This is a genomic window from Amycolatopsis sp. NPDC003865, assembly GCF_053605345.1.
Map to the genome: position 1 here is coordinate 568,535 of NZ_JBSGJA010000002.1, position 23,829 is coordinate 592,363.

A 23,829-nucleotide genomic window follows, 5' to 3' on the forward strand; every position below is an offset into this window, starting at 1 on the left:
GCTGGCGATGTCAGACGGGCAGCGCGCGGCGTGGCTCGAAGCGATCGTCGACGCCGAGGGAACCCGGTACCTGCGGCCCGGCTACTCCGAACCCCAGGTGGTCGTCTACCAAGCGCCCGGTGCCGTTCTCGAGGCGATTACGCTGGCCGGGTACCTGTCCGGATCGTGGCCGCGCGTGCTCCCGGTCGAGCGGGCGAACCAGCCGGAAACGTGGCAAGCCGAGTTCGCCGTGCACCTGAACAACCCGATCATCACCGGGGCGTTCCTGCGGAGGGAAGCCGCCGGGCGGGGCGACGTCTGGTGCGTGACGACGGAGCTGGGCACGTGGACGGCCCAGGAAGGTGATCACCTCTTTCTGACCGGCAACTCGAACGCGGCCGCGGGGCACCCGTCCAAGGGGCTCATGCAGTGCATCGACTCGACGTTCAACGCCCACAAGCTGCCCGGCCACGACAACATCTACAACCCGGTCGACAACATCATCGCCGGCGTCCGGTACTCCTTCGACCGCTACGGCGGCCTCGACAACGTGCCCGGCATCAAGGCGATGGCCCACGGGGGTGCCTACCGGGGCTATTAGCCTGGCGCCATGGCCGACCTCGAGGCGGGGCCCGCGCTGCGGGCCGGTGTGCCGCCCTTCCACGTCATGGACGTCCTCTCCGCGGCGGGCGCCCGGCAGCGCAGTCACGGCGATCTCGTGTCGCTCGCCGCCGGGCAGCCCTCCGCTCCCGCTCCGAAGCCCGTGCTGGAAGCCGCCGCGAAGGCTCTCCGAAGCAGCACCCTCGGCTACACCGAACAGCTCGGCATCCCCGAGCTGCGCGCGGCCGTCGCCGGGCACTACCAGCGGAAATACCGGCTGGACGTCGCCGCGCAGGACGTCGTCATGACCACCGGGTCGTCCGGGGGCTTCCTGCTCGCCTTCCTCAGCGCCTTCGACCCCGGCGCCAAGGTCGCCATGGCCCGGCCCGGCTACCCCGCCTACCGGAACCTGCTGTCGGTCCTCGGCTGCGAGGTCGTCGAGTTCGCGACCACCGCCGAGACGAACTTCCAGCCGACCGTCGCGCTGCTCGACGAGCTCGGCCCGATCGACGGCCTGATCGTCGCCAGCCCGAGCAACCCCACCGGCACCGTGCTCCCGCCCGGTGAACTGGCCGCCATCACGGGCTGGTGCTCGTCGCACGGGGTGCAGCTGATCAGCGACGAGATCTACCACGGCATCTCCTACGGCGCCGAGCTCGACTGCGCCTGGCAGTACGGGCGCGAGCCGCTCGTGCTCGGCAGCTTCTCGAAGTACTTCGCGATGACCGGCTGGCGGCTCGGCTGGATGCTCGTGCCGCAGCGGCTGCACCGCGCCGTAGACGTCCTGACCGGGAACTTCACCATCTGCCCGCCCGCGGTGTCGCAGTACGCGGCGCTCGCCGCCTTCACGCCGGAGGCGTACGCGGAGGCCGACGCGCACGTCGAGCACTACCGCGCGAACCGCGACCGGCTCTTCGCGGGGCTCAAGGGCATCGGCCTCGACAAGCTCGCGCCCGCCGACGGCGCCTTCTACGCGTACGCCGACGTCAGCGCGTACACCGAGGACAGCTTGAGCTGGTGCCAGCGGCTGCTCGCCGACACGGGCCTCGCCATCACGCCCGGCGTCGACTTCGACCCGGTCGACGGCGGCAAGTACGTCCGGTTCTCCTTCGCCGGCAGCGCCGAGGACATCGACGAAGGCGTCCGGCGGCTGGGCTCCTGGCTCGGCCAGGGGGAACCCTGATTCATCCCTGAACGTTGGCTCGACGAGGGGAGTTTCGCCGGCCGAAGTGCCACAGTGGAGGCATCGGGCCGGTGGGGCCACGGGAGCAATCGGAGGAAGCCATGTTCTGGAAGATCGTCGGCGGCCTGATCGTCGCCTGGGTGGCGTTCATGGTGCTGGGCGCCGTGATCGGCTTCGTGTTCAAGGCCGTCCTGTGGATCGCCATCATCGGCGGCATCGCCTTCCTCGGTGCGGCCGGCTACAAGGCCGTCACCGGTGGCCGCAAGGACCCGCGCCGCATCAACCGCTACTGAGTCTTACGGGATCCGCGCCACGCCGCCCAATGACGTCCAGTTGACCGGCGTCAGCGGCGCCAGGCGCGGCCCGTCCGGCCACCACAGGTGCGGCGCGGTCAACCCGGGCTCGAGCAGGTCGAGGCCGTCGAAGAACGACGCGATCTCGGCCCGCGTGCGGTAGAGCGTGTCGAGCCCGGTGCCGTTGTACCGCTGCTGCAGTTCCGCCGCGACCTCGGCGGCTTCGGAGCCGTCGTCCGGGTTGTGCTGGTGCAGCAACAAGAGGTACGACCCCGGCGCCATCGCGCCGACGTAGGACTTGACCACCTGGCGCGCCTGCTCCAGCTCCGCGATGTGGTGGACGATCGCGCACATCACCAGCCCGACCGGCCGGTCGAAGTCGATGAACCGCTGGGCATCCGCGAGGGTTTCCCCGGGCCGCAGCAGGTCGGTGCCCGAAAAGTGCGTGAAGTCGTTGTCGACGAGCACCGCCCGGCCGTGCGCCTGCACGACCGGGTCGTTGTCGACGTAGACGACGTGCGCCTCCGGGTTGTACTTCTGCGCCACCTGGTGGGTGTTTTCGACCGTCGGGAAGCCGGAGCCGAGGTCGAGGAACTGGTCGACGCCGAGCCGTTCGGTCAGGTACCGCACCGCGCGCACGAGCCACTGCCGCACTTCCTGCGCCATCGCCCGGGATTCCGGCGCGATTTCGAGGATCTCCCGCAGTACCGCCCGATCGGCTTCGTAGTTGTCCGTGCCGCCCATCAGGGCGTCGAAGACGCGGGCGATGCTCGGCCGGTCGAAGTCGACACGGGCCGACGGTCGTTCGCTCGTCATGGCGGCCTACCGGAGGGTCGGGGTGCCGTGCAGCTTAGGCCACGAACGATCACCACCGGTAGGCGGACGTGCGGTGCGGGTGAGGGTCAGTCCAGCCAGGCGCGCGCGGCGTCGGCGCCGTTCCACACCTCGGACTTCATCCCCACGGCCCGCGCTCCCTCCACATTGGACGGACGGTCGTCGAAGAACAGGCAGTCCGACGGCTCCGCGCCCAGCTCGTCGAGCAGCAAGCGGAAGATCTTCGCGTCCGGCTTCACGCACCGGACGTCGCCCGAAAACAGCGTGACGCGGAAGTGGCGGACCCACTCCTGCGCGCGGACCCACTCGCCGAACACCACCGGCGCGTTGGACAGCAGCGCCAGCGACGCGCCCGCCTCGGAAAGCGCTTCGAGCAGCGCCTCCGACGACGGTTCCAGGTGGCCCCAGCCTTCGACGTCGACGCGGGTCAGCTCGGCCGACAGCTCTTCGTCCACCGATACGCCCAGCGCGGCGCCGACCGTCTGCCAGTACTCGAGCGGTGTGCTCCCCGCGTCGTACGGGATCCGGTAGTCCCAGTACGCCTTCTCGAACTCCGGCAGCGGCACGCCCATGCGCGCGGCCAGGTCCGGGCGGGCCAGGCTCGGCTTACTCAGCACGTCGCCGTAGTCGAACACGATCCAGTTCACGGTGCCCCCGGTTGAGTTCACGCGCCGGTCTTGATCCGGCGCAAGGCTTCTTCGACGTCGGTCGCGCTCAGGTCCCGGTGCGTGACGAACCGGACCCGGCCCGCCATCGGCACCGCCCGGATGCCGAGCGAGTCGAGCCAGGCGAGCGCGGTCGGGATGTCGGGGACGTCGGCCAGCACGATGTTGGTGTCCGGCTCGTTCGTCGGCCAGCCGTACTCGCGCAGGCCCTCGGCGAGCCGGCGCGCGTTCTCGTGCGACTCGGCCAGGTCGGGGATCCGGTCCAGCGCGACCAGGCAGGCCGCGGCCAGCACGCCGCCCTGCCGGACGCCGCCGCCGAGCATCTGCCGCATCCGGCGCGCCCGCTCGACGAACGCGACGCTGCCCGCGACGACCGAGCCGACCGGCGCGCCGAGGCCCTTGCTGAAGCAGGCCGACACGGTGTCGACGCCGACGGTCAGCGCGGCGGGCGGCACCTCCAGCGCGACCGCGGCCTGCCACAGCCGGGCGCCGTCGAGGTGCACGGTCAGGCCGGCCTCCTTCGCGACGGACAGCAGCTGGGCGTGCTCGTCGGGCGGGGTCACCGCCCCGCCGGCCGCGTTGTGCGTGTTCTCGAGGCAGAGCAGTGATGTCCGTAATGTGAAGTACGGCCCGGGTTGCCCGATCGCGGCCGCGAGGGCGTCGGGCGATGGGCGGCCCGGGCCGCCGTCGTGCTCCAGGATGTCCGGCATCCCGCCGGCCAGCCAGGCCGCCGAGCCCAGCTCGTTCGACAGCACGTGGGCGCCCCGCGTGGCCAGGAACCGGTCGCCGCGCTGCAGGTGGAGGCTCAGCGCGACGAGGTTCGCCATGGTCCCGCTCGGCACCCACAGCGCGGCCGGCATGCCCAGCACGTGCGCGGCGCGTTCTTCCAGCGCCTGGACGGTCGGGTCGCGCTCGAGGACGTTGTCCCCGACCTCGGCGGACGCCATCGCCGCGCGCATCGTGTCATCCGGACGGGTGACGGTGTCGGAGCGGAAGTCCAGCGGCGGCAGCGTGAAGGTCACAGAGCGATCACATCACACCCACCTGACGGGGATCAATCAGCCCTCGGGTGGTCGAACCCACTCGGTCCGTGCAACCGTGGACGCCCCTGAATCCGTCTACCGGCCGAACGACAACAGAGCGGAGCACGACTGCGCGTGGACCAGCGCGACGAGGAGGAGTTCGCGGAGTACTTCGCCGCCAGGCGGGACGCCGTGCGCCGGACCGCGTACATGCTCTGCGGCGACTGGCACCGGGCGGACGACCTCGCGCAGACGGCGTTCGTCGCGCTGCACCGGAGGTGGAAGAAGATCAGGGATCCCGCGGCGACCGACGCGTACGTGCGCAAGACGCTCGTGCGGGCGTCGATCGACGAATCGCGGCGTCCGTGGCGGCGTGAGTGGCAGACCGAGACGCTGCCCGAGCCCGTCGACGACACGCCGGGTCTCGACGAGCTCGTCGCGACCAGGGAGGACCTGCTCGCGGCGTTGAAGGAAGTGCCGCCCAAGCAGCGGGCGGTGCTGGTCATGCGGTTCTTCGAAGGACTCGACGTGACCGGCGCGGCGAAGGCGCTGGGCTGCAGCGAAGGCAACGTGAAGAGCCAGACCGCGCGCGGGCTGGCGAACCTCAGGCAGGTCCTGGAACGGGAGGTGGAGACCAATGGATGAGCAGGAGCTGCGTTCGTTGTTCTCCGCCGCACCGCCGGACGCCCCCGAACCGACGTTTTCCCAGGACGACGTCGTCCGCGAGTCCCGTCGCCAGACCGTGCGGCGCCGCAACCGGATCACCACCGGCGTGAGCGCCGCGGCGCTGGTCGTCGTCGGCTTCGGCGCATACGGGCTGCTGTCGGGGGGTACTCCGGAGTCGATGACGGCGGCGGGCGACGGCGCGCTGTCGTCGCAATCCGCGCCGGGCTCGGGGCAACCCGGGAACAGCCCGGTACGTCCTGAGATCGGTGGGGAGTCACCGAACTTCTCGTCCGAACCACCTCGGCAGGGAGGTGACCAGGGCGGGAAGACCGGCCAGCTGGCCGAAGGCGCCTCCGGGTGCGAAGAGGTGGACGGGGAGCTCGCCATTGCCCTCGCTGGCGAGCTCCCCGGCCACGTCGCCGGTACCCCGGCCGTGCCGGGCGGCGCCTGTTCGACGGTGTCCCGCTCCGCCGGGTTCCCGGTGCCGGGTGGCGAAGTCTCCGCCGCGGTGTACCCGAAGGGCATCCCCGTGGTCTTCAAGTCCCAGCCCGCCGGCACGGTCACGGCCCAGGTGACTACCGCGTCCGGTGGAGCGTTGGTGCTGGTCAGCGTGCCGTCCTCGGGCGCGACAGCGCCCTACGCGGGGCAGGTGGAGACGTTCGCGCACGATCTCGCGGCCCGCTTCTGAGCCCGGTCCCGCCCGGTTGGCAGAATGACCGGTCATGACCGCTGCGACCACCCCGAAGGGGGAGCGACGGCGCGCCGCGCTCGTCGAGGCCGCCGCGAAACTGCTCGTCGAGGGCGGGTTCGACGCCGTCCGGCACCGGGCGGTCGCTGAGCGCGCGGGGCTGCCGCTCGCCTCGACGACGTACTACTTCGACTCGCTCGAAGACCTGGTCACGGCGGCCGTCGAGCACCACGGCCACGGGGAGCTGGAGACCGGCCGCCGCCGGCTGGAGGAGCTGGCGACGCGTAACCGTGGCGTCCAGGCGACCGTCGAGCTGGTGCTGGAGATGCTGCTGGGGCCGGAGACCGACGACCCGGAGACGGACGCGGAGGCGGTGCTGCTGCGGTACGAGCGGCTGGTCGCGACCGGCCGCCGTCCGTACCTGCGGCCGTTGATGCGGACGCTGTCGGCGCAGCTCAACGAACTGCTGACGGAGATCTTCGCCCGGTCGGGCACGCCGGTCTCCGCCGACGAGCTCGAGCGGCTGATCGCCCTGGTCGACGGCGCCGTCGTCAACGCGCTGATCGCGATCGACCCGGCCCCGCGCGCGGCGGCGTCACGCATGCTCCAGAACGCACTCGACGGCACCTGATTCGTTACTGTCGTGCAGGTGGACCTGAACCTGCTGACGGCGTTGGACGCGTTGCTGGAGGAGAACTCCGTGCAGGCGGCGGCCGACCGGCTGCACCTCACCCCGCCCGCGATGAGCCGCACGCTGGCCCGGATCCGCGCGACGACGGGCGACGACATCCTGGTGCGCACCGGCCGCACGATGACCCCGACCCCGCGCGCGCTGGCGATGCGCGACGAGGTCCGGACGCTGGTGGCCCGCGCGAACCGGGTGCTGGCCCCGGCCCGCACGGTCGACCCGGCCACGCTGCGGCGCACGTTCACCATCCAGGGCCACGACGCTTTGCTGTCGGCGCTCTTCCCGGCGTTGCTGCGCACGGCGTCGGCGGAGGCGCCCGGGATGAGCTTGCGGCTGCTGGCGGAGGCGCCGGTGGACACCCCCGACCTGGCGCGCGGGCACGTGGACCTGGAGCTCGGGGCGACCGTTCCGGCGTCGCCGGAGATCAGCCACGAGATCGCCGGCGAAGACCGGCTGGTGCTGGTCACGCGCTCGGGGCGGGAGCTGGACATCGAGGAGTTCGCGGCCGCGGAGCACGTGATCGTGTCGCGGCGCGGCCGGCTGCGCGACGGGGTGGACAAGGTGCTGGCGGAGGTGGGGTTGCGCCGCCGGGTGGTGGCCGCGCTCCCGACGGCGGCCCTGGCGTTGCAGGCGATCGCGCACAGCGACGTCGTGGCCGTGCTGGCGGACCGGTCCACCGCCCAGGCCCGCGCCGACATCGGCTTGAGCGCCACGGAACTGCCGTTCGACCCGCCCAGCGCGCCGATGGTGCTGAGCTGGCACAGCCGTTACGACACCGACCCGGCCCACGCGTGGCTGCGCGCCCACTGCCGCACCGCGGTGACCGACGTACTGGCCCCCTGAGAACAGCGCTCGCACCGGGGACTACTTGGGGAGGGCCACCAGGACTTCCCCGCGGGGACCGTCTTCGGCCGCGTCGAGCATGGCCGCGGCCACCGTCGCGTGGCTGATCATCGGCGGGAACAGCCGGCGGGGCACCGAATCGAGCCGCAGCGAGCGGCGCGTCGGGCTGATCGGGCCGCTCTTCATCGGCCCCACGTGCACCACCGTGCCGCCCATGCCGAGGATCGCCGTGTCCGCGCCGACCTTGTCCGGCAGTTCGGCCTTCAGCAGCCGCGCCACCACGGTCCGGCTCAGCCAGCCGGCCGCCGCGGCCGACGGTCCGGTGCCGAGCGCTCCCACCGACACCGCCCGCGCCGGTCCCGCGGCCACCACCGCGCGGGCGCCCGCCGTCAGCACGCCGGGTGGGTCGCCCTTCCGAAGTCCCAGCGCGTCGAGCACGATCTCGTTGCCCCGCAACGCGTCCGCGATCCCGGCGGCGTCGTGGACGTCGGCCGCGACCGTGGTCAGCCGGCCGGTCGACGACGGCGCCGGGTTCCGGCTGATGGCCACGACGTCGTGCCCGCGCGAGAGCGCCTGCTTCACCAGTTCGCTGCCCACCGCGCCCGAAGCGCCGAGCACCGCCACCCGGCTCACTTCAGCACCTCCAGCGCCGCGGCGTGCAGACCCGGTGCGGCCACGAGGATGTCGGGCGAGTTCACGTCCCAGGCCCCTCCGGACAGATCCGAAACGACCGCCCCCGCCTCGAGCGCGAGCAGCGAGCCGGCCGCGCTGCCGGGCAGGTCGGGTTCGTACTGCCAGAACACGTCGTACTGGCCGGCGGCGAGGCCGAGCAACGGGAACGTCGTCGGAATCGTGTTGCGGACCAGCAACGCCCGCGAAGCCATGGCCGCCCAAGCGTCCGCGAACCGCGCGTGGACCGCCGGGGAGTTCCCCGCCTGGCTCGCCGTCACCGCGGCGACCGACAAGTCCGTCTTGGCCGACACCCGCAACGGGGAACCGTTGAGGTACGCGCCCTGCCCGCGTGACGCGGTGTACGTCAGGTCGCCGATCGGCTGGCGGACGACCGCCAGCTCGGGCAGCCCGTCGGTGACCAGCGCGACCGTCACCGCCCACTCCGGCAGGCCGTGCACGTGGTTGACGGCTCCTTCGGTGCCGTCGACCACCCACCACCGGCCCGGCGGGACCTCACGGCCGCTCTCGTCCTCGTCCCACCACGCCACCCCGTCGACGCCGTCGAGCGCCGACCGCACGATCTCCGTGGAGGTCGCCTCGAGCTTCGTGCCCAGCTCGTACATCGCCGCCCGGTCCGTCGGACGGCTCGCCGGGTCGAACGAAGCCAGCAAAGCCTGTGCGGCGTTCGAAGCCGCTTGCACCATCTCGTTCAGAACGTCAGTCATGAACCCATTACGGCACGACTCGAAGCCTGATTCAAATGCAACTTTGTTACTCGACGAATTACCCTCGTGCAGGCTTCCGCTGAGCCTTCGCCAGGTCGTCGCGGGACTTCGTGACGAGCGCGAGCATCGCCTGCTCGGCCGCCGCCGGGTCGCCGGCCACGATCGCGTCGAACACCTTGCGGTGGCTCGGCACCGGGTCCTCCGCCGCCGACGCGCCGTGCACGAGCTTGTCGCGCTCGGCCAGCCCGATCGCGATGACCCGTTCCATCCGCATCAGGAAGTTGTTGTGGGTGGCGGTCATCAGCCGCCGGTGGAAGGCCAGGTCGGCCTGGACGCTCGCCTCGGCGTCGTCGCCCGCGGCGGCCATGTCGGCCAGCGCCTCCCGCAGCGACTCGACGTCCTCCTCTGACGCCCGTTCGGCCGCGATCCGCGCCGCGGCGGGCTCGACGACCGCGCGGACCTCGGTCAGCTCGTCGAGCAGGCCGGGGTCGTCGGCGGCCGCGGTCTGCCAGCGCATCACGTCGGCGTCGAGCATGTTCCACTTCTCGCGCGGCTGGACGAACGTGCCGCGCTTCTGCCGCGCGTCGATCATCCCCTTCGCGGCCAGCACCTTCAGCGCCTCGCGCAGCGCGGTCAGGCTGATGTCGAGCTCTTCGCGCAGCGCCGGCAGGTCCAGGACGGTGCCCTCGCCCCACTCGTCGGAGAGGATCCGGCTGGCCAGTGCCTCCACGGTCTGGCCGTGCAGCCCGCGTGGCCGGTGTTCGGTCAATGGAGGGCCCTCTCGACTGGTGGTTCGTGGTCGGGCCATCCTACGCTGCGACCGAAGTCGTCATAAATTATGAATACATCTTGACACCGGCGTCGCCCGGTTGCACTCTTTGGCAGCAGTCACGCCCGTGCGGGCGCCACAGACAAAGGGGTCACGACATGACGAGTGCCGGCCTGTCCCGCCGTCGTTTCCTGCGCAACGCGAGCCTCGCCGGGCTGGGCGCCATCGGCTCGTCCAGCTTCCTCGCCGCCTGCGCCACCTCCGCGAACTCCGGCCCGGTCAAGCAGGCCGCCGGCGCGGTCACCGTCCAGTCGAACCTGTCTTCGCCCGAGGCGAAGAAGGCGATCGAAGCGCTGGCCAAGGCGTTCGGCGACAAGGGCGGCGCGACGGCGACCGTCAACACCGTCGCGTCGGAGACCTTCCGCACCCAGCTGCCCAGCTACCTGACCGCGGCCAACCCGCCGGACACCTTCACGTGGTACCCCGGCTCGCTGCTGTCCGGCTACGCGCGCAAGGGCCTGCTCCTCGACGTCGGCGACGTCTGGCAGACCATGGGCGACTACAGCGCCGCGTTCCGCGCGCTCTCCGGCGACGGCGCCGGCCACCAGGTCTTCGTCCCGACGTCCTACTACTGGTGGGGCTTCTTCTACCGGAAGTCCAACTTCGCCAAGTGGGGTGTCCAGCCGCCGACGAACTGGACCGAGTTCCTCGCGCTGTGCGAAACGCTGAAGGGCAAGGGAATCTCGCCGATCGGCCTCGGCGCGGGCGGCAACACGCCGTGGACCGCGTCGGCCTGGTTCGACTACCTGAACATCCGGATCAACGGCGCGCCCTTCCACCGCGAACTCCTCGCGGGCAAGCAGCGCTTCGACGACCCGCGCGTCAAGAAGATCTTCGACCCGTGGCGCCAGGCCCTGCCCTACTTCGACCCGAACGGCACCGCGATCGCGTTCCAGGACGCGACGACCGTGCTGCTGCAGGGCCGCACCGGCATGGTGCTGACCGGCACCTTCTTCGCCGACGCCGCCCCGAAGGACGCCCTGGACGACCTCGACTTCTTCCAGTTCCCGATCCTCGACCCGGCCGTGCCGGTGGCCGAAGAGGGCCCGACCGACGGCTTCTTCGCCAGCGCGCGCACCCCGCACGTCGCCGAGGTCAAGGAGTGGTTCAAGTACGTCGCGACGGCCGAAGCGCAGGAGCTCTACATCAAGAACTCCTCCGGCACGGTCCTGCCCACGAACCCGAAGGCCAAGGACAACGGCACCCCGCTGGTCCAAAAGGGACGCAAGATGCTCGCGGACGCCAAGGAGATCACGCAGTTCTTCAACCGCGACTCCTCCGACGCGCTGCAGCCGACCGCCGACGCCGCGTTGATCCGGTTCATCCAGAAGCCCAACGAGCTCGACTCGATCCTGAGCGACTGGCAGACCGCCGCGCAGAAGGTCTGGCAGTCCTGACATGGCGGTGCTGACCGCGGAACGGCCGAAGACCGCGGCGCGGGCTCGCAACCGCCGTCGCCGGCTGTCGCCGGTGCTGCTGGCGTTCGTCCTGGTCCCCCTCGTCGTCGAGGGGTTCTGGGTGTTCTGGCCCGCGCTGCAGGGGTTCTACCTGGCGCTGACGAACTGGGACGGCGTCTCGGCGCCGGAGTTCATCGGCCTGGGCAACTTCGCCGAGATGTTCTCCGACGACATCTTCAAGACCGCCGCGCTCGACACAGTGATCTGGCTCGTGCTCTTCGGCGGCCTCTCGGCCGTCGGCGGGCTCGCGCTGGCGACGCTGTTGCAGCGTGAACGCAAAGGCGTCGGGTTCTACCGGGCCGCGCTGTTCACCCCGGTGGTGTTCTCGCTGGTCGCGACTTCGCTGATCTGGCAGGTGATCTACCAGCCGGACGGCGTCTTCAACAAGGTGCTCGGCGCGATCGGGCTCGGGGGCTGGCAGCACGCGTGGCTCGCGGACCCGAAGACGGCGCTGTACGCGGTGCTCGTCCCGGCGCTGTGGCGGCAGCTCGGGTACGTGATGGTGCTGTACCTGGCCGGCCTCAAGGGCATCGACCCGGCGCTGTACGAAGCGGCCAAACTGGACGGTGCGACGGCGTGGCAGCAGTTCCGCAACGTGACGTGGCCGCAGCTGCGCAGCGTCAACTCCGTCGTCCTGTCCGTGATCATCATCGACTCGCTGCGGTCCTTCGACGTCGTGTGGTCGATGACGAAGGGCGGGCCGTACCACTCGTCCGAGCTGCTCAGCACCTACATGTACGCGACGGCGTTCCAGTCGCTGCGGCTCGGCTACGCGTCCGCGCTGGCCGTGGTGATCTTCGTGCTGGCGTTCGGCGTGATCGTGACCTACCTCGTGCGCGCGTTCCGGGAGGAGGACCAGTGAGGATCCGGACCTTCGGCTTCCACCTGCTCGCCGGCGGCCTCGCGGTGCTGTGGCTGCTGCCGATCCTCCTGGTGCTGACCACGAGCGTCCGGTCCTTTTCGGACATCGCGTCGAACGGGCTCGGCGCACTGCCGTCGTCGTTCACCCTGGACGGTTTCGGCCAGGCCTGGGGCGAGGGTGGTGGCGGGCACGCGATGCTGAACAGCCTGCTCGTGACGATCCCGACCGTGGTCCTCGCGCTGCTGCTCAGCTCGGCGGCGGCGTTCGCGCTGAGCCGGTACGAGATCCCGTTCCGCCGCACGATCATCCTGGTGATGCTGGCCGGGAACCTGCTGCCGCCGCAGATCCTGCTCGTGCCGGTGGCGAAGCTGGCCGAGCTGCTCGGCATCTACGACACGCTGACGGCGCTGATCGTCGTGCAGGTCGGGTTCGGGCTCGGCTTCTACACGTTCGTGCTGCAGGGGTTCATGCGGTCGATCCCGGACGAGATCCAGCAGGCGGCGCTGATCGACGGCGCCGGGGTCGCGCAGATCTTCTGGCGGATCATCCTGCCGATGACCCGCCCGGCGCTGGCCGCGCTCGGCGCACTGGCGTTCACCTGGACGTTCAACGACCTGTTGTGGTCGATCACCGTGCTGCGCACCGGGAGCGTGATGCCGGTGACGCCGGCGCTGCTCGGGCTGCAGGGCCAGTACGTGTCCAACTGGAACGTGATCGCCGCGGGGTCGGTCATCGCGGCCGTGCCGACGGTGGCTGTGTTCCTGCGGTTCCAGAAGCACTTCATTTCGGGTCTGGCGATCGGGGCGATCAAGTGACGTGGACCGTGTCCATGAAGTCCACTTCCTACACCGTGGCGCTGGACCCCACCGAGCGCTGGCTCGAGCTGGTGGCGTGGGGGCCGCACGGGATCGAGGACGGACCCTCGGTGTTCACGAACGCGGGGTCCGTGCACTTCGTCACCGAGGCCGACGCGGCCCCGGTCGAGTACGCGCCATGGGGCCTGCGCCCGTTCTCCGGCGCGGACGTCTCGGTGCGCGGCGGTTCGTGGTGGCGGTTCGAATCGGCTGCTTCGGACGATGATCTGCGAGTGGCCTTCGTGGACGAGGTCTCCGGGCTGCGCGCGGTGCTGTGCTACCGGCCGGTGCCCGAGACCGACGTCCTGACCCGGTGGGTCGAGTTCGAGAACACGGGATCGTCCACACTGGAGTTCGACCGGCTGGGCTCGGCCGGAGTCTGCGTCCCGACGGTGTCCGGCGCGCGGCTGACCTACTTGACCGGCCAGTGGTCGCAGGAGTTCACGCGGCGCACACTGGACCTGCCCGCGGGTGGGTTCCGGATGGAAAGCCGGTTCGGCGTTCCGGGGCACGCGCACGTGCCGTGGCTGGCGGTGCAGGACTCCGCCGGCGGTCCTGCCTACGGCGTCTCCCTGGAGTGGCCGGGGTCGTGGTCCATCGAGGCCGACGTCGAACCTTCGGGGCTGACGCGCGTCCGCGCCGGGCGGCTGCCTTCGCCGGGTCCGGTGCTCCTCGAACCCGGTGCTTCCCTCGTGACGCCCGCGGTCGCGCTGGCGTCCAGTGTGGACGGACTCGCCGGGCTGGCGCCGGTGTGGCACGACTACGACCGCGTGCTGGCCGGTGCGCGCCGGCGGCGCCCGCGCCCGGTGCTCTACAACTCCTGGGAAGCCACCGGGTTCGACGTCCGAAGCGAGCACCAGCTGGAACTGGCGAAGCGGGCGGCGGACCTCGGCGTCGAGCTGTTCGTGGTCGACGACGGCTGGTTCACCGGCCGCGACGACGACACCGGCGGCCTCGGCGACTGGACCCCGGCGGATCCGGGATTCGGCGACTTCGTCCACTCGGTGCGGGAACTGGGCCTGGAGTTCGGCCTGTGGGTCGAGCCGGAGGCGGTCAGCCCGAAGTCGCGGCTGTACGCCGAGCACCCGGACTGGGTGTACCGGATCGACGGCCGTCCGGCGACGCTCATCCGCAACCAGCTCCTCCTCGACCTGGGGCTGCCCGAGGTCGTCGCCTTCGTCAAGTCCACTCTGGACTCGCTGCTGACGGCGTACCCGATCTCCTACCTCAAGTGGGACATGAACCGCCCGCCCACCGAACGCGGCCGTCCGGGCTCACCGGCCGCGGACCTCGACGCCGAGCACGTCGCGGGATACCTGTCGGTGCTGGACCACCTGCGCACCGCGCACCCGCACGTCACGATCGAGGCGTGCGCGGGCGGCGGCGGCCGGACGGACCTGGCGACGGTCGCGCGCACCGACGTCGTCTGGCCGAGCGACAACACGGGACCGCTGGACCGGCTGGCGATCCAGGACGGGTTCCTGCTGATGCACGCGCCGCACCTGATGAGCTCGTGGGTGACGGACTCCCCGGGCGTCTTCGACCCGCGGCCGCGGTCGCTGCGGTTCCGGTTCGTCACGGCGATGGCCGGCGTGCTCGGGATCGGCGCGGACCTTTCGAAGTGGACGCCCGACCAGCACGCGGAGGCGGCTTCGCTGGTGGCTGTCTACAAGTCGATCCGGGACGTGGTCCACCACGGCGTGGCCCGGGTCCTGGCGGGCGCCAACCAGTACACCTCGGAGGACGGCGGCACCGTGGTGGTGCTGGCGTGGAACACCGGCGAGCTGACCGGCGCACCACTGGTGCCGGGACGCTCGTCGCGGGTGCGGCTCGACGTCCGCGCGGAGTCGTCCTATGTGGACGAAAAGGGGACCCGGTACTCAGGTGCCCACCTGAAGTACGCGGGTCTGCCCTTCGACTGGACCGCGACCCATGACGCGGACGTGGTCGTGCTACGCCGATCCCAGTAGCAGCCCGGCGGCCACCGCGGTGCCGTCGGTGCCGACGAGCGCCGCCACCTCGGCGGCGCGGTCCTTCGCGGCCAGAGCCGTCCCGAGCGCCACCGTCAGGGAATCGACCGTCGGCGCCGGACCGTCGTGGGCGACGCCGGCGCCCAGCGCCGCGACCCGGCCCGCCCAGTACGGCTGGTCGGTGGCCTGCGGGACGACCACCTGCGGAACGCCGGCGCGCGCGGCCGTCGTCGTGGTCCCGGCGCCGCCGTGGTGCACGACCGCCGCCATCCGCGGGAACAGCGCCTGGTGGTTGACCTCGTCGACGAGGAAGACGTCGTCGCCGTCGACGCTCAGGCCCGCCCAGCCGCGCTTGAGCACCAGCCGACGGCCGTGCGCGCGCACCGCCGCCACGGCCACGTCGGCGACGCCGGCCGCCGCGTGCATCGGCATGCTCCCGAAGCCGACGTACACGGGCGGCTCGCCGTCGGCCAGGAACGCTTCCAGGCCGGCCGGCAGCGGCCGTTCGTCGGGCACGATCCACGCGCCGGTCTGGACCACGTCGAGACCCTCGTCCGGGATCCACGGGTCCAGCACCCGGTCGGTCGCCAGCCACGGCCGCTTGCCGACGACGAACCCGCGGACGTCGTCGACGGCGGGCAGGCCGTGCGCGGTCCGGCTCGCGTTCAGGCCCGGCCCGAACAGCACGTTCAGGCTCTCGCGGTCGAGCTCCCAGAGCGCGCGGTTACCGGTGACGCCCGGCGGGTGCGGCCGGCCCGGGTAGGCGAGCGGCGCGTGGTGCGGCGACGGCAGCGACAGCTTCTGGAACGCCACGTAGTGCGCCGGGATGCCGGCCAGTTCGGCCACCGACAGCGCGCCGGCCGCGGTCGGCATCATGCCGGTGGCCACCAGCACGTCACAGTCTTCGGCGGCCGCCGGCATGACGGCGAACTGGGCCGCGATCAGCTGCGCGGCCCGCTCGGGCAGCGAAGACGGCGCCGGCGCGGCCTTCGTCAGCTCCCGCGCCGACGGCCCGACCGGCACCAGCGGCACGCCGACGGCGCCCAGCCGCCGCACGAAGTCCTCGTCCGGCGGCGCGCACACCTTCACCTCGGCGCCCAGTTCCCTCAGCCGCACCGCGAACGCCGCCAGCGGCTCGACGTCGCCGCGGGAGCCGTAGGTGGACAGCAGAACACGCATCGCGCAAACCCCCAGGTCATCGATCAGTGCGCTGATACTGGCAGCACGAAGGTCGGCGACCCCGTCGGGTAGTACTTCAGCTCGGCTTCCCCCGACGCCGTCAGCGTGAACGCGGTGATCGCGTCCTCCGACTGCGCCGCGACGTAACAGGTACCGTCCACCAGCGCGAAGTGCCGCGGGTTCGCGCCGCACGCCTGGTCGGCCACCGCGGCGGCCTCGTCGAGGGCGAACTCCGTCACGCAGTCCGGGCCGCGGTTGGACACGTACATGCGCGTGCCGGTCAGTTCCAGGTGGGCCACCAGGTTCGGCGTCACCGAAGACAGGGTCGACGGCGTGGAAGCGACCACGTCGAACGCGCCCGGCGCGGTTTCCCGGACCGTGACGACGGTCCCGGCCAGCTCCCCGACGACGTACGCGAGGTCCGTGCCCGCACGCCGGACCAGCTGACGGGGGCCGGTGCCCGCGGGCAGCGAGGAGACCGCCAGCAGCCGGACCGAACCGTCGGAAGCCAGCGTGTAGCTGCGGATCTCGTCCGTGCCCAGGTCGACCGCGCTCACCATGCCGGGACCAGGGACGGCCATGTGGACGTGCGCCGCTTCCTGGCGGTCGGTGCGCGGGCCGCTGCCTTCGTGCTGGACCAGCGCGGTCCGGGCCTCGATGCCCCCGGACGGCGACAGCGCGAACACCGCCAGGCTGCCGCCGGTGTAGTTGGCGCACAGGAGGAACCGGCCGTCCGGGGTCACCGCGAGGTGGCACGGGTGCGCGCCGCCCGTCTGGGCCGTCCCGAGGACCGACAGCTTGCCGGAATCGTCGAAAGCGAGCGCGGTCACCGAACCGGTGGCGGTCTCGTTCACGGCGTACAGCACCGGCAGCGACGGGTGCCGGGTCAGCCACGACGGACACTCCAGCGGCAGCGAGGCCACTTCCGTCAACGAACCCGCGGCGGACCGGGAGAACGTCGTGATCCCCGTGCCGTTCCCCGCTTCCCCGGTGTAGCACCCGACGAAGACCAGCTCAGCCATGCGCGCTCCTCAACAGCGTCTCGACCCGGGCGGAGATGTCCGCGGTGGTGCCGCGGGTCAGCGCCGAGCCGACCCCGCACGCCACCGCGCCCGCTGCCAGCCAGCCTGGCACGTCGGCGGGCCCGATGCCGCCGGTGGGCACGAGCGGCGCCTGCGGGAGCGCCGCCCGCACGTCCGTCACCCACGACGGGGTCAGCGCGGAGGCGGGGAAAACCTTGACGGCGTCGGCTCCTTCTTCGAGCGCCCGCACGATCTCGGTGACGGAACCGGACCCGGGCAGGGCGGCCGCCCCGTACCGGTGAGCGGTACGGATGACGGCGGCGTCCACCGACGGCGACACGAGGAACCGGGCGCCCGCGCGGAGGGCGAGCACGGCGGATGTCTCGTCGAGGACGGTGCCGGCGCCGATCGTCGCGTCCGGGTAGGCGGCGGCCAGGCCGGAGATGGCGTCGAGCGCGCCGGGGTTGGTCAGCGGCAGTTCGACCGACCGCAGCCCGGCTTCGAGCGCGGCCCGGGCGGCGGAGACCGCCGACTCGGCGTCGCGGGTGCGCACGATGCCGATCACCCCTTGGCGCAGGACGTTCGCTGTGATCTCCCACCGGTAGCTCATCGGCCGAGCATACCCCGTGAAATCTTAATTTAGGATTTATTCTTGACGGGTGCCGAGGCGTCCCGGCATGCTGCTCCCGGCTCGCAGTTCACCGGAGAAAGGCGTCCGGCACATGCTCTTCAAGAGAACTCTGGCGGTGGCCGCCGCGATGGCGGCCGCGATCTCCGTGGCTCCCGCGCAGGCGGCCGTGGACCAAGGCGCTCCCGACTACTACGACAGCGGGGTCGCGAAGACCCCCTACATGGGCTGGAACACCTACTACGGCCTCGGCGCCCCGAGCGAGACGTCGGTGAAGTCCGTCGCGGACTTCCTCGTCTCCAGCGGCCTGCGCGACGCAGGCTACCGCTATGTCTGGATCGACGGCGGCTGGACCGCGCCCGATCCGCGCGACGCGCAGGGGAACCTCCACGAGGACACCGCGAAATTCCCGAGTGGACTGTCCTCTTTGGTCACGTACCTGCACGGCAAGGGCCTCAAGGCCGGCATCTACACCGACGCCGGCGCCTCCGACGGCAAGAACTGCGCGGCCGGCTCCGGCGGCTACTACGAGCAGGACACCAAGCGGTTCGCGAGCTGGAAGTTCGACGCCGTCAAGGTCGACTTCCTCTGCGGCATCGCCCAGAACCTCAAGCCCGCCGAAGCGTTCACGCAGTTCAGCCAGGCCCTCGCCAAGGCGGGCCGCCCGATGGTCCTCAACGTCTGCAACCCGGTGACCGACGAGTGGGGCGTCCCGCACGGGCCCGACCAGGTCGCCGGCATCGCCTACACCTACGGCCCGCTCGTCGCCGACTCCTGGCGCACCAGCACCGACATCGCGTTCGGCACGCCGTACGAGGGCATCTGGAAAGACGTCCTGCGCAACATGGACGCCAACGCCGCGCACCCCGAGGCCAACGGGCCGGGCCACTACAACGACCCCGACTACCTCATCCCGATGCGCAAGACCGAGCAGGGCACCTACGAGCTGAACGAGGAGGAGTCGACCACCCAGTTCGTCATGTGGGCGGAGATGGCCTCCCCGCTCATCCTCGGCTCCGACCCGCGCACGCTCCCCGCGTCGATGCTTAAGACGTTGAAGAACCCGGAGATCGTCGGCGTCAACCAGGACCGTCTCGGCACCCAGGGCGTCCGCGTCGCGACGACCGGCGGCACCGACACCTACAGCAAGGTCCTCTCCCAGCGGGGCGACCGGGCTGTGGTCCTGCTCAACCGCGGTGAGGCACCGACGCGGATGACGGTGAAGTTCGCCGATGCCGGTCTCACCGGGCGAGTGTCCATTCGCGACCTCCGGGCCCGGGCCGACCGCGGCGGCGCCGTCGGCGAGTACACCGTCACCGTGCCCGCGCACGGCACCGCGTTCCTCCGCCTGCACGGCACCGACCTCGTCCCCGGCGACGACGTCGGCGGCCCGGCGTCCGCCAGCCCGGCGGTGGTCCGCACCGGCGGCAAGACGGTGACGTTCTTCCGCGACCCGGCCGGCAACCTCCGGCAGGACGGCCTCGGCGGCGCGCCGCAGGTGGGCGGCAAGTTCCTCGGCCAGCCCGCCGCCGTCGCCACGCCGACCGGGGCCGACGTCTACGTCCGCGGCCTCGACAACGCCCTCTACCAGCGCACTTTCACCAACCAGTGGGGTGCCTGGACGCGGCTCGGCGGCACGCTCACCGACTCGCCGTCCGTAACCGGAGACGGAACCGTCTTCGTCCGCGGCGGCGACGGCCAGGTCTGGCAGCGGACCAGCGACGGTCAGTGGTCCGGTCTCGGCGCGCCCGGCGGCAAGCCGATCTACGGCCGTCCCGGCGCGGCGACTTCGACCAGCGGCACGGTCGTCGCCGTCCGGACCGCCGACGACAGCGTCTGGGTGCGGACCAAGACCGGTGCCGGGTGGTCGGACTGGGCGTCCATCGGCGGCACGGTCAGCAGCAGCCCGACGCTGGTCGCGGTCGGCGCGAAAGTAGCGCTCACCGCGTCCGCGAGCGACTACACGCTGTGGGCCAACGACTGGACCGGCTCCTGGGCGGGCTGGTTCAAACGGCCGGAGTACCCGAGCGGGAGCATCGTGGGAACCCTCGGCGCGGCGTCCGACGGCGCGTCGTTGTGGTTCGCCGCCCGCGGGCCGGACGACCATGTTCACGTAGCGAAGTTCTGACCCGAGGAGAGGCGATGTCCACGCGCACCGCGGTGGTGACCGGAGCGGCGGCCGGGATCGGGCTGGCGACGGCCCGCAAGCTCCTGGCCGACGGCTACCGCGTGCTGGGCGTGGACATCGCCGAACTCCCCGGCGGCATCACGCCGATCCGGGGCAGCGTCGCCGACGAAGCGACCTGGGCGGACATCGGCGAGGTCGACGCCCTGGTCAGCAACGCCTACGTCCCCAGCACCGGCCCGCTCCACGAGATCGACCGGGCCGAGTGGCAGCGCCAGCTCGACGTGAACCTGACCGGTACCTACCTCGCCCTCAAAGCCTGCCTGCCATCGCTGCGGGCCCGGCGTGGTGCCGTCGTGCTCGTCTCGTCGGTGCACGCGCACTTCGGGCTGCCGGGCCACCCCGCGTACGCCGCCAGCAAGGGCGCGCTGGTCGCGCTGGCCCGGCAGCTGGCCGTGGAATATGCACCGTCCCTGCGGGTCAACTCCGTCCTGCCGGGACCGGTGCTCACCGAAGCCTGGGCGCACATCTCGCCGGAAGACCGCGAGCGCAGCGCCCGGGCGACCCCGGCCGGCCGCCTCGGCGACCCGGCCGAGGTCGCGAACGTGATCGCGTTCCTGCTCTCGGACGCGGCGTCGTTCGTCACCGGGGCCGAGCTGACCGTCGACGGCGGCTGGTCCGCCGCCAAGGATTCCGCGTAGATGGGGGACACGGGTGAAGATCACCGGGGTTGAAACGTTTCTGGTCGCGCCGCGCTGGCTGTTCCTCAAGGTCAGCACGGACGAGGGCGTCTGCGGCTGGGGCGAGCCCGTGGTCGAAGGCCGCGCGGAGACCGTGCGCGCGGCCGTGCACGAGCTGTCCGAGCTGCTGATCGGCCAGGACCCGCTGCGCATCGAGGACCACTGGCAGGTGCTGCGCCGCGGCGGCTTCTACCGCGGCGGCCCGGTGCTCTCCAGTGCCTTGGCCGGGTACGACCACGCGCTGTGGGACATCGCGGGCAAGGTCCGCGACGCGCCGGTGCACGAGCTGCTCGGCGGCCCGGTCCGCGACCGCGTCCGCGTCTACAGCTGGGTCGGCGGCGACCGGCCGTCCGGCATCCGCGAAGCCGTGTCCGCTCAGGTCGAGGCCGGGTTCACGGCCGTGAAGATGAACGTCGCCGGCCCGCTGACCGCGATCGCGTCGCCCGCCGAGGCCGACGCCGCCGTGGCGCGCGCGTGGGAGGCGCGGGAGGTACTCGGGCCGCACCGCGACCTCGCGATCGACTTCCACGGCCGCGTCTCGCCCGCGATGGCGCGGCGGCTCGTGAAACTGCTGGAAGACGTCCAGCCGATGTTCGTCGAGGAGCCGATCCTGCCGGAAACCCAAGGCGACGCGCTGCGGTCGATCGTCGAGGCGTCGACCGTGCCGATCGCGCTCGGCGAGCGGCTCTACTCGCGCTGGGAGTTCAAGCCGGTGCTCGACGCGGGCGTCGCGGTCGTCCAGCCGGACCCGTCGCACGCCGGCGGCATCTCCGAGCTGCGGCGGATCGGCGCGCTGGCCGAGGTGTACGGCGCGTCGCTCGCCCCGCACTGCCCGCTCGGCCCGATCTCGCTGGCCGCGTCCCTGCAGGTCGCGTTCGCGACGCCGAACTTCCTGATCCAGGAACAGAGTGTCGGCATGCATTACCACGAGGGCCGCGAGCACCAGTACCTCGTGGACGCGTCGCTCTTCGCGTTCCAGGACGGCTACGCGGCCCGGCCGCTGAAGCCGGGCCTCGGCATCGAGGTCGACGAAGAGGCCGTCCGGCGCGCCGACGAAGTCGGGCACAGCTGGCGCTCGCCGGTCTGGCGCCACGACGACGGCGGGCTCGCCGAATGGTGATCCGCCTCGAGCGCGGCGACCTGCGGCTCGGCCTGGTCCCGGAACTCGGCGGGCGGCTGCTGTCGGTGCGCTACCGGGGCGTCGAGCTGTTGTGGCGCAACGAAAAGCTGCTCGGCGACGACCTGCGCGGCGAGTACCGGCCGAATTCCGGGCGGATGGGCGACTGGGTCAACTACGGCGGCGACAAGACGTGGCCCGCGCCGCAGGGCTGGGACGGCCCCGGCCAGTGGCCCGGCCCGCCCGACCCGGTCCTCGACTCCGGGCCGTACGCCGCGGTCGTCGACGGCGACACGGTCACCATGACCAGCGCGCCGGACCCGCGCACCGGCCTGCGCTTCACGCGCGCGGTCACGATCCTCGGCGACGGCTACGAGCTGCGGCTGACCGCCGAAAACACCTCTTCCCGGCGGGTCCGGTGGGCCCTCTGGAACGTCACGCAGCTGCCCGGCGGCGGCGCGGTCACGGCGGGCCTGCGGCGGCCGGACGTCGTCGCGCTGGTGGCGGGCACCGGCACCCCGGAGTACACAGTGGACGGTGACCGGCTGGTCGTGCCGCCGCAGGACGTCGTGGGCAAGCTCGGCGTGCCGGGAACCGCGGGCTGGGTGTCGTACGGCCCGTTGACGCTGTCGTTCGACGTCGACCCGTCCGGCGAGTACCCGGACGAGGGCTCGCCGCTGGAGATCTGGCTGGAGCACCCGCTTCCCGAACCCCTGGCGTCCCTCGGTGACCTGGACCCGCCGGCGCGGATCGTCGAGCTGGAGGTCCTCGGTCCGTTGACGACTCTGGATCCGGGCGAAAAGACCGGCTTGTTAATCCGTGCCGTGATCCGGGAAGATGGCGTGTGCCTTTCACCGTCCGAAGCGTGACCGCCGCGGTGTTCGCGCTGGCCGTCACCGCTGCCCTGCCCGTCACGGCCCACGCGCAGGAAGCGCCGGAATGCCCGGCGGACCTCGACTGCCGGTTCGTGCCCGCCGCCTACGACTGGGCGAGCACCGACCACGGCAACCCGAACAACTACGGGAACTACGACCCGGCGAACCGGCCGGCCGACGGCCAGCAGATCAAGTACATCGTCATCCACGACACCGAAAGCCTGCCCGGCAGCGGCGTCAGCCCGTACGACCAGGCCATCGCCACCTTCCAGAAGCCGTCGAGCGGGTCGAGCGCGCACTACGTGATCCGCTCGTCCGACGGCCAGGTGACGCAGATGGTGCCGACGAAGGACGTCGCCTGGCACGCCGGCAACTGGACGATGAACGAGCACTCGATCGGCATCGAGCACGAAGGCATCGCGGCGCAGGGCGGCACCTGGTACACCGAGCGGATGTACCAGGCCTCGGCGAACCTGGTGAAGTACCTGGCCGCGAAGTACCACGTCCCGCTGGACCGCGAGCACATCCTCGGCCACGAGGACATCTCCCGCGAGCGCACGACGAACTTCGCCGCCGCGCACTGGGACCCGGGCCCCTACTGGGACTGGAACCACTACATGGACCTGCTCGGCGCGCCGGTCAAGGCGACGGGTCCGGCGGACAGCCCGGTCGTCACGATCAAGCCGGACTACACGGCGAACCAGCCCGAGCTGACCACCTGCTCCGGGGGCACCTGCACGCCGCTGCCCGCGCACGGCGCGAACTTCGTCTACCTGCACACCGCGCCGGACGCGGCCTCCCCGCTGATCACCGACCCGGTCGTGCACCCGGACGGCTCGGCGGGCACGACCGCGATCGACGACTGGAGCGACAAAGCGGTCGCCGGCCGCTCGTACGTGCTCGCCGGTGAGCAGGGCGACTGGACGGCGATCTGGTACGGCGGGCAGAAGGCGTGGTTCGAGAACCCGGGGCACAGCGTGACCGTCCCGGCGCGCGCGCCGCGCGTGACCGCGGCCACGTCGGTGCCGCTGTACGGGCGCGCGTTCCCCGAGCAGTCCGAATACCCGGCGGACATCCCGTTCGACCCGATCTGGACGGTCGGCGCCGTCCCGTGGACGCTGCCGGCGGGCCAGAGCTACGTCGTCACCGGCGAGTTCCGCGCGGAGAACTACTACGCGCGCTTCGACCCGGCGGGCGTGCCGGCCAACCACACGCTGGTCACCGGCGCGACGAAGTACCTCCAGCTGTCCTACAATCACCGGGTCGTCTACGTGAAGGCCGCCGACGTGCAACCGTGCTGACCAGCGCAGGTA

General features: G+C 71.6%; 24 protein-coding genes and 1 pseudogene. 16 read left to right on the forward strand and 9 right to left on the reverse strand.

Annotated elements, in window-relative coordinates:
- Positions 1–364 precede the first annotated feature (364 nt).
- From ACWEVP_RS07625 to ACWEVP_RS07635, 3 genes and pseudogenes are all read left to right on the forward strand, one after another.
- Positions 365–580 (forward strand): annotated as a pseudogene (locus ACWEVP_RS07625) (transglycosylase SLT domain-containing protein); the annotation flags it as partial.
- A gap of 9 nt (positions 581–589) precedes the next feature.
- Positions 590–1,762: a pyridoxal phosphate-dependent aminotransferase gene (locus ACWEVP_RS07630; RefSeq protein ID WP_452061787.1), complete on the forward strand. Its 1,173-nt coding sequence runs from the start codon at positions 590–592 to the stop codon at positions 1,760–1,762.
- A 101-nt stretch (positions 1,763–1,863) separates the two neighbouring features.
- A complete protein-coding gene (locus ACWEVP_RS07635; protein WP_410563305.1) occupies positions 1,864–2,055 on the forward strand; it encodes a hypothetical protein in 192 nt (63 codons plus the stop codon).
- A gap of 3 nt (positions 2,056–2,058) precedes the next feature.
- Here ACWEVP_RS07635 and ACWEVP_RS07640 read toward each other — a convergent pair whose 3' ends face one another.
- From ACWEVP_RS07640 to ACWEVP_RS07650, 3 genes are all read right to left on the reverse strand, one after another.
- Positions 2,059–2,871 (reverse strand): SAM-dependent methyltransferase, encoded by an 813-nt coding sequence (locus tag ACWEVP_RS07640; protein WP_452061788.1) that lies wholly within the window; start codon positions 2,869–2,871, stop codon positions 2,059–2,061.
- An 86-nt stretch (positions 2,872–2,957) separates the two neighbouring features.
- Positions 2,958–3,536 carry an HAD family hydrolase gene (locus ACWEVP_RS07645; protein ID WP_452061959.1) on the reverse strand — a complete coding sequence of 193 codons (579 nt, stop codon included), beginning with the start codon at positions 3,534–3,536 and terminating at the stop codon, positions 2,958–2,960.
- A gap of 17 nt (positions 3,537–3,553) precedes the next feature.
- Positions 3,554–4,576 (reverse strand): threonine aldolase family protein, encoded by a 1,023-nt coding sequence (locus ACWEVP_RS07650; RefSeq protein ID WP_452061789.1) that lies wholly within the window; start codon positions 4,574–4,576, stop codon positions 3,554–3,556.
- 135 nt (positions 4,577–4,711) lie between these two features.
- Between ACWEVP_RS07650 and ACWEVP_RS07655 the strand changes: the two genes are divergently transcribed.
- The 4 genes from ACWEVP_RS07655 to ACWEVP_RS07670 are packed head-to-tail and all read left to right on the forward strand — an operon-like array spanning position 4,712 to position 7,461.
- Positions 4,712–5,221, forward strand: coding sequence for a SigE family RNA polymerase sigma factor (locus tag ACWEVP_RS07655; protein ID WP_452061790.1), 510 nt, complete (start codon positions 4,712–4,714; stop codon positions 5,219–5,221).
- Positions 5,214–5,930, forward strand: coding sequence for a hypothetical protein (locus tag ACWEVP_RS07660; RefSeq protein WP_452061791.1), 717 nt, complete (start codon positions 5,214–5,216; stop codon positions 5,928–5,930). The genes ACWEVP_RS07655 and ACWEVP_RS07660 overlap by 8 nt, the downstream gene beginning before the upstream one ends.
- Positions 5,931–5,964: 34 nt before the next feature.
- A complete protein-coding gene (locus tag ACWEVP_RS07665) occupies positions 5,965–6,561 on the forward strand; it encodes a TetR/AcrR family transcriptional regulator (protein ID WP_452061792.1) in 597 nt (198 codons plus the stop codon).
- An 18-nt stretch (positions 6,562–6,579) separates the two neighbouring features.
- Positions 6,580–7,461, forward strand: coding sequence for a LysR family transcriptional regulator (locus ACWEVP_RS07670; protein ID WP_452061793.1), 882 nt, complete (start codon positions 6,580–6,582; stop codon positions 7,459–7,461).
- Positions 7,462–7,482: 21 nt separating this feature from the next.
- On the opposite strand, the gene ACWEVP_RS07675 is transcribed toward ACWEVP_RS07670, so the two are convergent.
- Genes ACWEVP_RS07675 through ACWEVP_RS07685 form a run of 3 tightly spaced genes read right to left on the reverse strand, consistent with a single transcriptional unit; the run spans position 7,483 to position 9,627 of the window.
- Complete coding sequence (locus tag ACWEVP_RS07675; protein WP_452061794.1) at positions 7,483–8,094, reverse strand: NAD(P)-dependent oxidoreductase; 612 nt, start codon at positions 8,092–8,094, stop codon at positions 7,483–7,485.
- Positions 8,091–8,858 (reverse strand): inositol monophosphatase family protein, encoded by a 768-nt coding sequence (locus ACWEVP_RS07680; RefSeq protein ID WP_452061795.1) that lies wholly within the window; start codon positions 8,856–8,858, stop codon positions 8,091–8,093. Before ACWEVP_RS07680 ends, ACWEVP_RS07675 begins: the two co-directional genes overlap by 4 nt.
- A 58-nt stretch (positions 8,859–8,916) precedes the next feature.
- Entirely contained in the window at positions 8,917–9,627 is a 711-nt protein-coding gene (locus tag ACWEVP_RS07685) for a FadR/GntR family transcriptional regulator (protein ID WP_452061796.1), read from the reverse strand.
- Positions 9,628–9,785: 158 nt separating this feature from the next.
- On the opposite strand from ACWEVP_RS07685, the gene ACWEVP_RS07690 reads away from it, so the two are divergent.
- Genes ACWEVP_RS07690 through ACWEVP_RS07705 form a run of 4 tightly spaced genes read left to right on the forward strand, consistent with a single transcriptional unit; the run spans position 9,786 to position 14,830 of the window.
- Positions 9,786–11,084 carry an ABC transporter substrate-binding protein gene (locus ACWEVP_RS07690; protein WP_452061797.1) on the forward strand — a complete coding sequence of 433 codons (1,299 nt, stop codon included), beginning with the start codon at positions 9,786–9,788 and terminating at the stop codon, positions 11,082–11,084.
- A gap of 1 nt (position 11,085) precedes the next feature.
- Positions 11,086–12,006 carry a carbohydrate ABC transporter permease gene (locus ACWEVP_RS07695; RefSeq protein ID WP_452061798.1) on the forward strand — a complete coding sequence of 307 codons (921 nt, stop codon included), beginning with the start codon at positions 11,086–11,088 and terminating at the stop codon, positions 12,004–12,006.
- Complete coding sequence (locus ACWEVP_RS07700) at positions 12,003–12,821, forward strand: carbohydrate ABC transporter permease (RefSeq protein WP_452061799.1); 819 nt, start codon at positions 12,003–12,005, stop codon at positions 12,819–12,821. Before ACWEVP_RS07695 ends, ACWEVP_RS07700 begins: the two co-directional genes overlap by 4 nt.
- 14 nt (positions 12,822–12,835) lie before the next feature.
- Positions 12,836–14,830, forward strand: coding sequence for an alpha-galactosidase (locus ACWEVP_RS07705; protein WP_452061800.1), 1,995 nt, complete (start codon positions 12,836–12,838; stop codon positions 14,828–14,830).
- Here the strand turns inward: ACWEVP_RS07705 and ACWEVP_RS07710 are convergent.
- From ACWEVP_RS07710 to ACWEVP_RS07720, 3 genes are read right to left on the reverse strand one after another with little or no spacing between them, the layout of a single operon-like run.
- The gene (locus ACWEVP_RS07710; RefSeq protein ID WP_452061801.1) at positions 14,813–16,009 is read right to left on the reverse strand and encodes a glycosyltransferase; all 1,197 of its coding nucleotides are present in this window, start codon (positions 16,007–16,009) and stop codon (positions 14,813–14,815) included. The genes ACWEVP_RS07705 and ACWEVP_RS07710 overlap by 18 nt on opposite strands.
- A 23-nt stretch (positions 16,010–16,032) precedes the next feature.
- Entirely contained in the window at positions 16,033–17,031 is a 999-nt protein-coding gene (locus ACWEVP_RS07715) for a lactonase family protein (protein ID WP_452061802.1), read from the reverse strand.
- On the reverse strand, positions 17,024–17,641 hold the full coding sequence (locus tag ACWEVP_RS07720; protein WP_452061803.1) for a bifunctional 4-hydroxy-2-oxoglutarate aldolase/2-dehydro-3-deoxy-phosphogluconate aldolase: 618 nt from the start codon (positions 17,639–17,641) through the stop codon (positions 17,024–17,026). Before ACWEVP_RS07720 ends, ACWEVP_RS07715 begins: the two co-directional genes overlap by 8 nt.
- A 49-nt stretch (positions 17,642–17,690) precedes the next feature.
- On the opposite strand from ACWEVP_RS07720, the gene ACWEVP_RS07725 reads away from it, so the two are divergent.
- Genes ACWEVP_RS07725 through ACWEVP_RS07745 form a run of 5 tightly spaced genes read left to right on the forward strand, consistent with a single transcriptional unit; the run spans position 17,691 to position 23,817 of the window.
- Positions 17,691–19,787 (forward strand): hypothetical protein, encoded by a 2,097-nt coding sequence (locus ACWEVP_RS07725; RefSeq protein WP_452061804.1) that lies wholly within the window; start codon positions 17,691–17,693, stop codon positions 19,785–19,787.
- Positions 19,788–19,801: 14 nt separating this feature from the next.
- Positions 19,802–20,485, forward strand: a complete 684-nt coding sequence (locus tag ACWEVP_RS07730) for an SDR family NAD(P)-dependent oxidoreductase (protein WP_452061805.1) — start codon at positions 19,802–19,804, stop codon at positions 20,483–20,485.
- A gap of 13 nt (positions 20,486–20,498) precedes the next feature.
- A complete protein-coding gene (dgoD, locus tag ACWEVP_RS07735) occupies positions 20,499–21,644 on the forward strand; it encodes a galactonate dehydratase (protein WP_452061806.1) in 1,146 nt (381 codons plus the stop codon).
- A complete protein-coding gene (locus tag ACWEVP_RS07740; protein WP_452061807.1) occupies positions 21,638–22,510 on the forward strand; it encodes a DUF4380 domain-containing protein in 873 nt (290 codons plus the stop codon). The genes dgoD and ACWEVP_RS07740 overlap by 7 nt, the downstream gene beginning before the upstream one ends.
- Positions 22,507–23,817: an N-acetylmuramoyl-L-alanine amidase gene (locus tag ACWEVP_RS07745; RefSeq protein WP_452061808.1), complete on the forward strand. Its 1,311-nt coding sequence runs from the start codon at positions 22,507–22,509 to the stop codon at positions 23,815–23,817. Before ACWEVP_RS07740 ends, ACWEVP_RS07745 begins: the two co-directional genes overlap by 4 nt.
- Positions 23,818–23,829: the final 12 nt, after the last annotated feature.

Bases quoted from the DNA above. Each gene is read 5' to 3' on its own strand.
- ACWEVP_RS07705 (WP_452061800.1), top strand. From the start codon at position 12,836: ATGAAGTCCACTTCCTACACCGTGGCGCTGGACCCCACCGAGCGCTGG.
- ACWEVP_RS07660 (WP_452061791.1), top strand. From the start codon at position 5,214: ATGGATGAGCAGGAGCTGCGTTCGTTGTTCTCCGCCGCACCGCCGGAC.
- ACWEVP_RS07635 (WP_410563305.1), top strand. From the start codon at position 1,864: ATGTTCTGGAAGATCGTCGGCGGCCTGATCGTCGCCTGGGTGGCGTTC.
- ACWEVP_RS07720 (WP_452061803.1), bottom strand. From the start codon at position 17,641: ATGAGCTACCGGTGGGAGATCACAGCGAACGTCCTGCGCCAAGGGGTG.
- ACWEVP_RS07695 (WP_452061798.1), top strand. From the start codon at position 11,086: ATGGCGGTGCTGACCGCGGAACGGCCGAAGACCGCGGCGCGGGCTCGC.
- ACWEVP_RS07710 (WP_452061801.1), bottom strand. From the start codon at position 16,009: ATGCGTGTTCTGCTGTCCACCTACGGCTCCCGCGGCGACGTCGAGCCG.
- ACWEVP_RS07690 (WP_452061797.1), top strand. From the start codon at position 9,786: ATGACGAGTGCCGGCCTGTCCCGCCGTCGTTTCCTGCGCAACGCGAGC.
- ACWEVP_RS07630 (WP_452061787.1), top strand. From the start codon at position 590: ATGGCCGACCTCGAGGCGGGGCCCGCGCTGCGGGCCGGTGTGCCGCCC.
- ACWEVP_RS07730 (WP_452061805.1), top strand. From the start codon at position 19,802: ATGTCCACGCGCACCGCGGTGGTGACCGGAGCGGCGGCCGGGATCGGG.
- ACWEVP_RS07665 (WP_452061792.1), top strand. From the start codon at position 5,965: ATGACCGCTGCGACCACCCCGAAGGGGGAGCGACGGCGCGCCGCGCTC.
- ACWEVP_RS07680 (WP_452061795.1), bottom strand. From the start codon at position 8,858: ATGACTGACGTTCTGAACGAGATGGTGCAAGCGGCTTCGAACGCCGCA.
- ACWEVP_RS07740 (WP_452061807.1), top strand. From the start codon at position 21,638: ATGGTGATCCGCCTCGAGCGCGGCGACCTGCGGCTCGGCCTGGTCCCG.
- ACWEVP_RS07640 (WP_452061788.1), bottom strand. From the start codon at position 2,871: ATGACGAGCGAACGACCGTCGGCCCGTGTCGACTTCGACCGGCCGAGC.
- ACWEVP_RS07715 (WP_452061802.1), bottom strand. From the start codon at position 17,031: ATGGCTGAGCTGGTCTTCGTCGGGTGCTACACCGGGGAAGCGGGGAAC.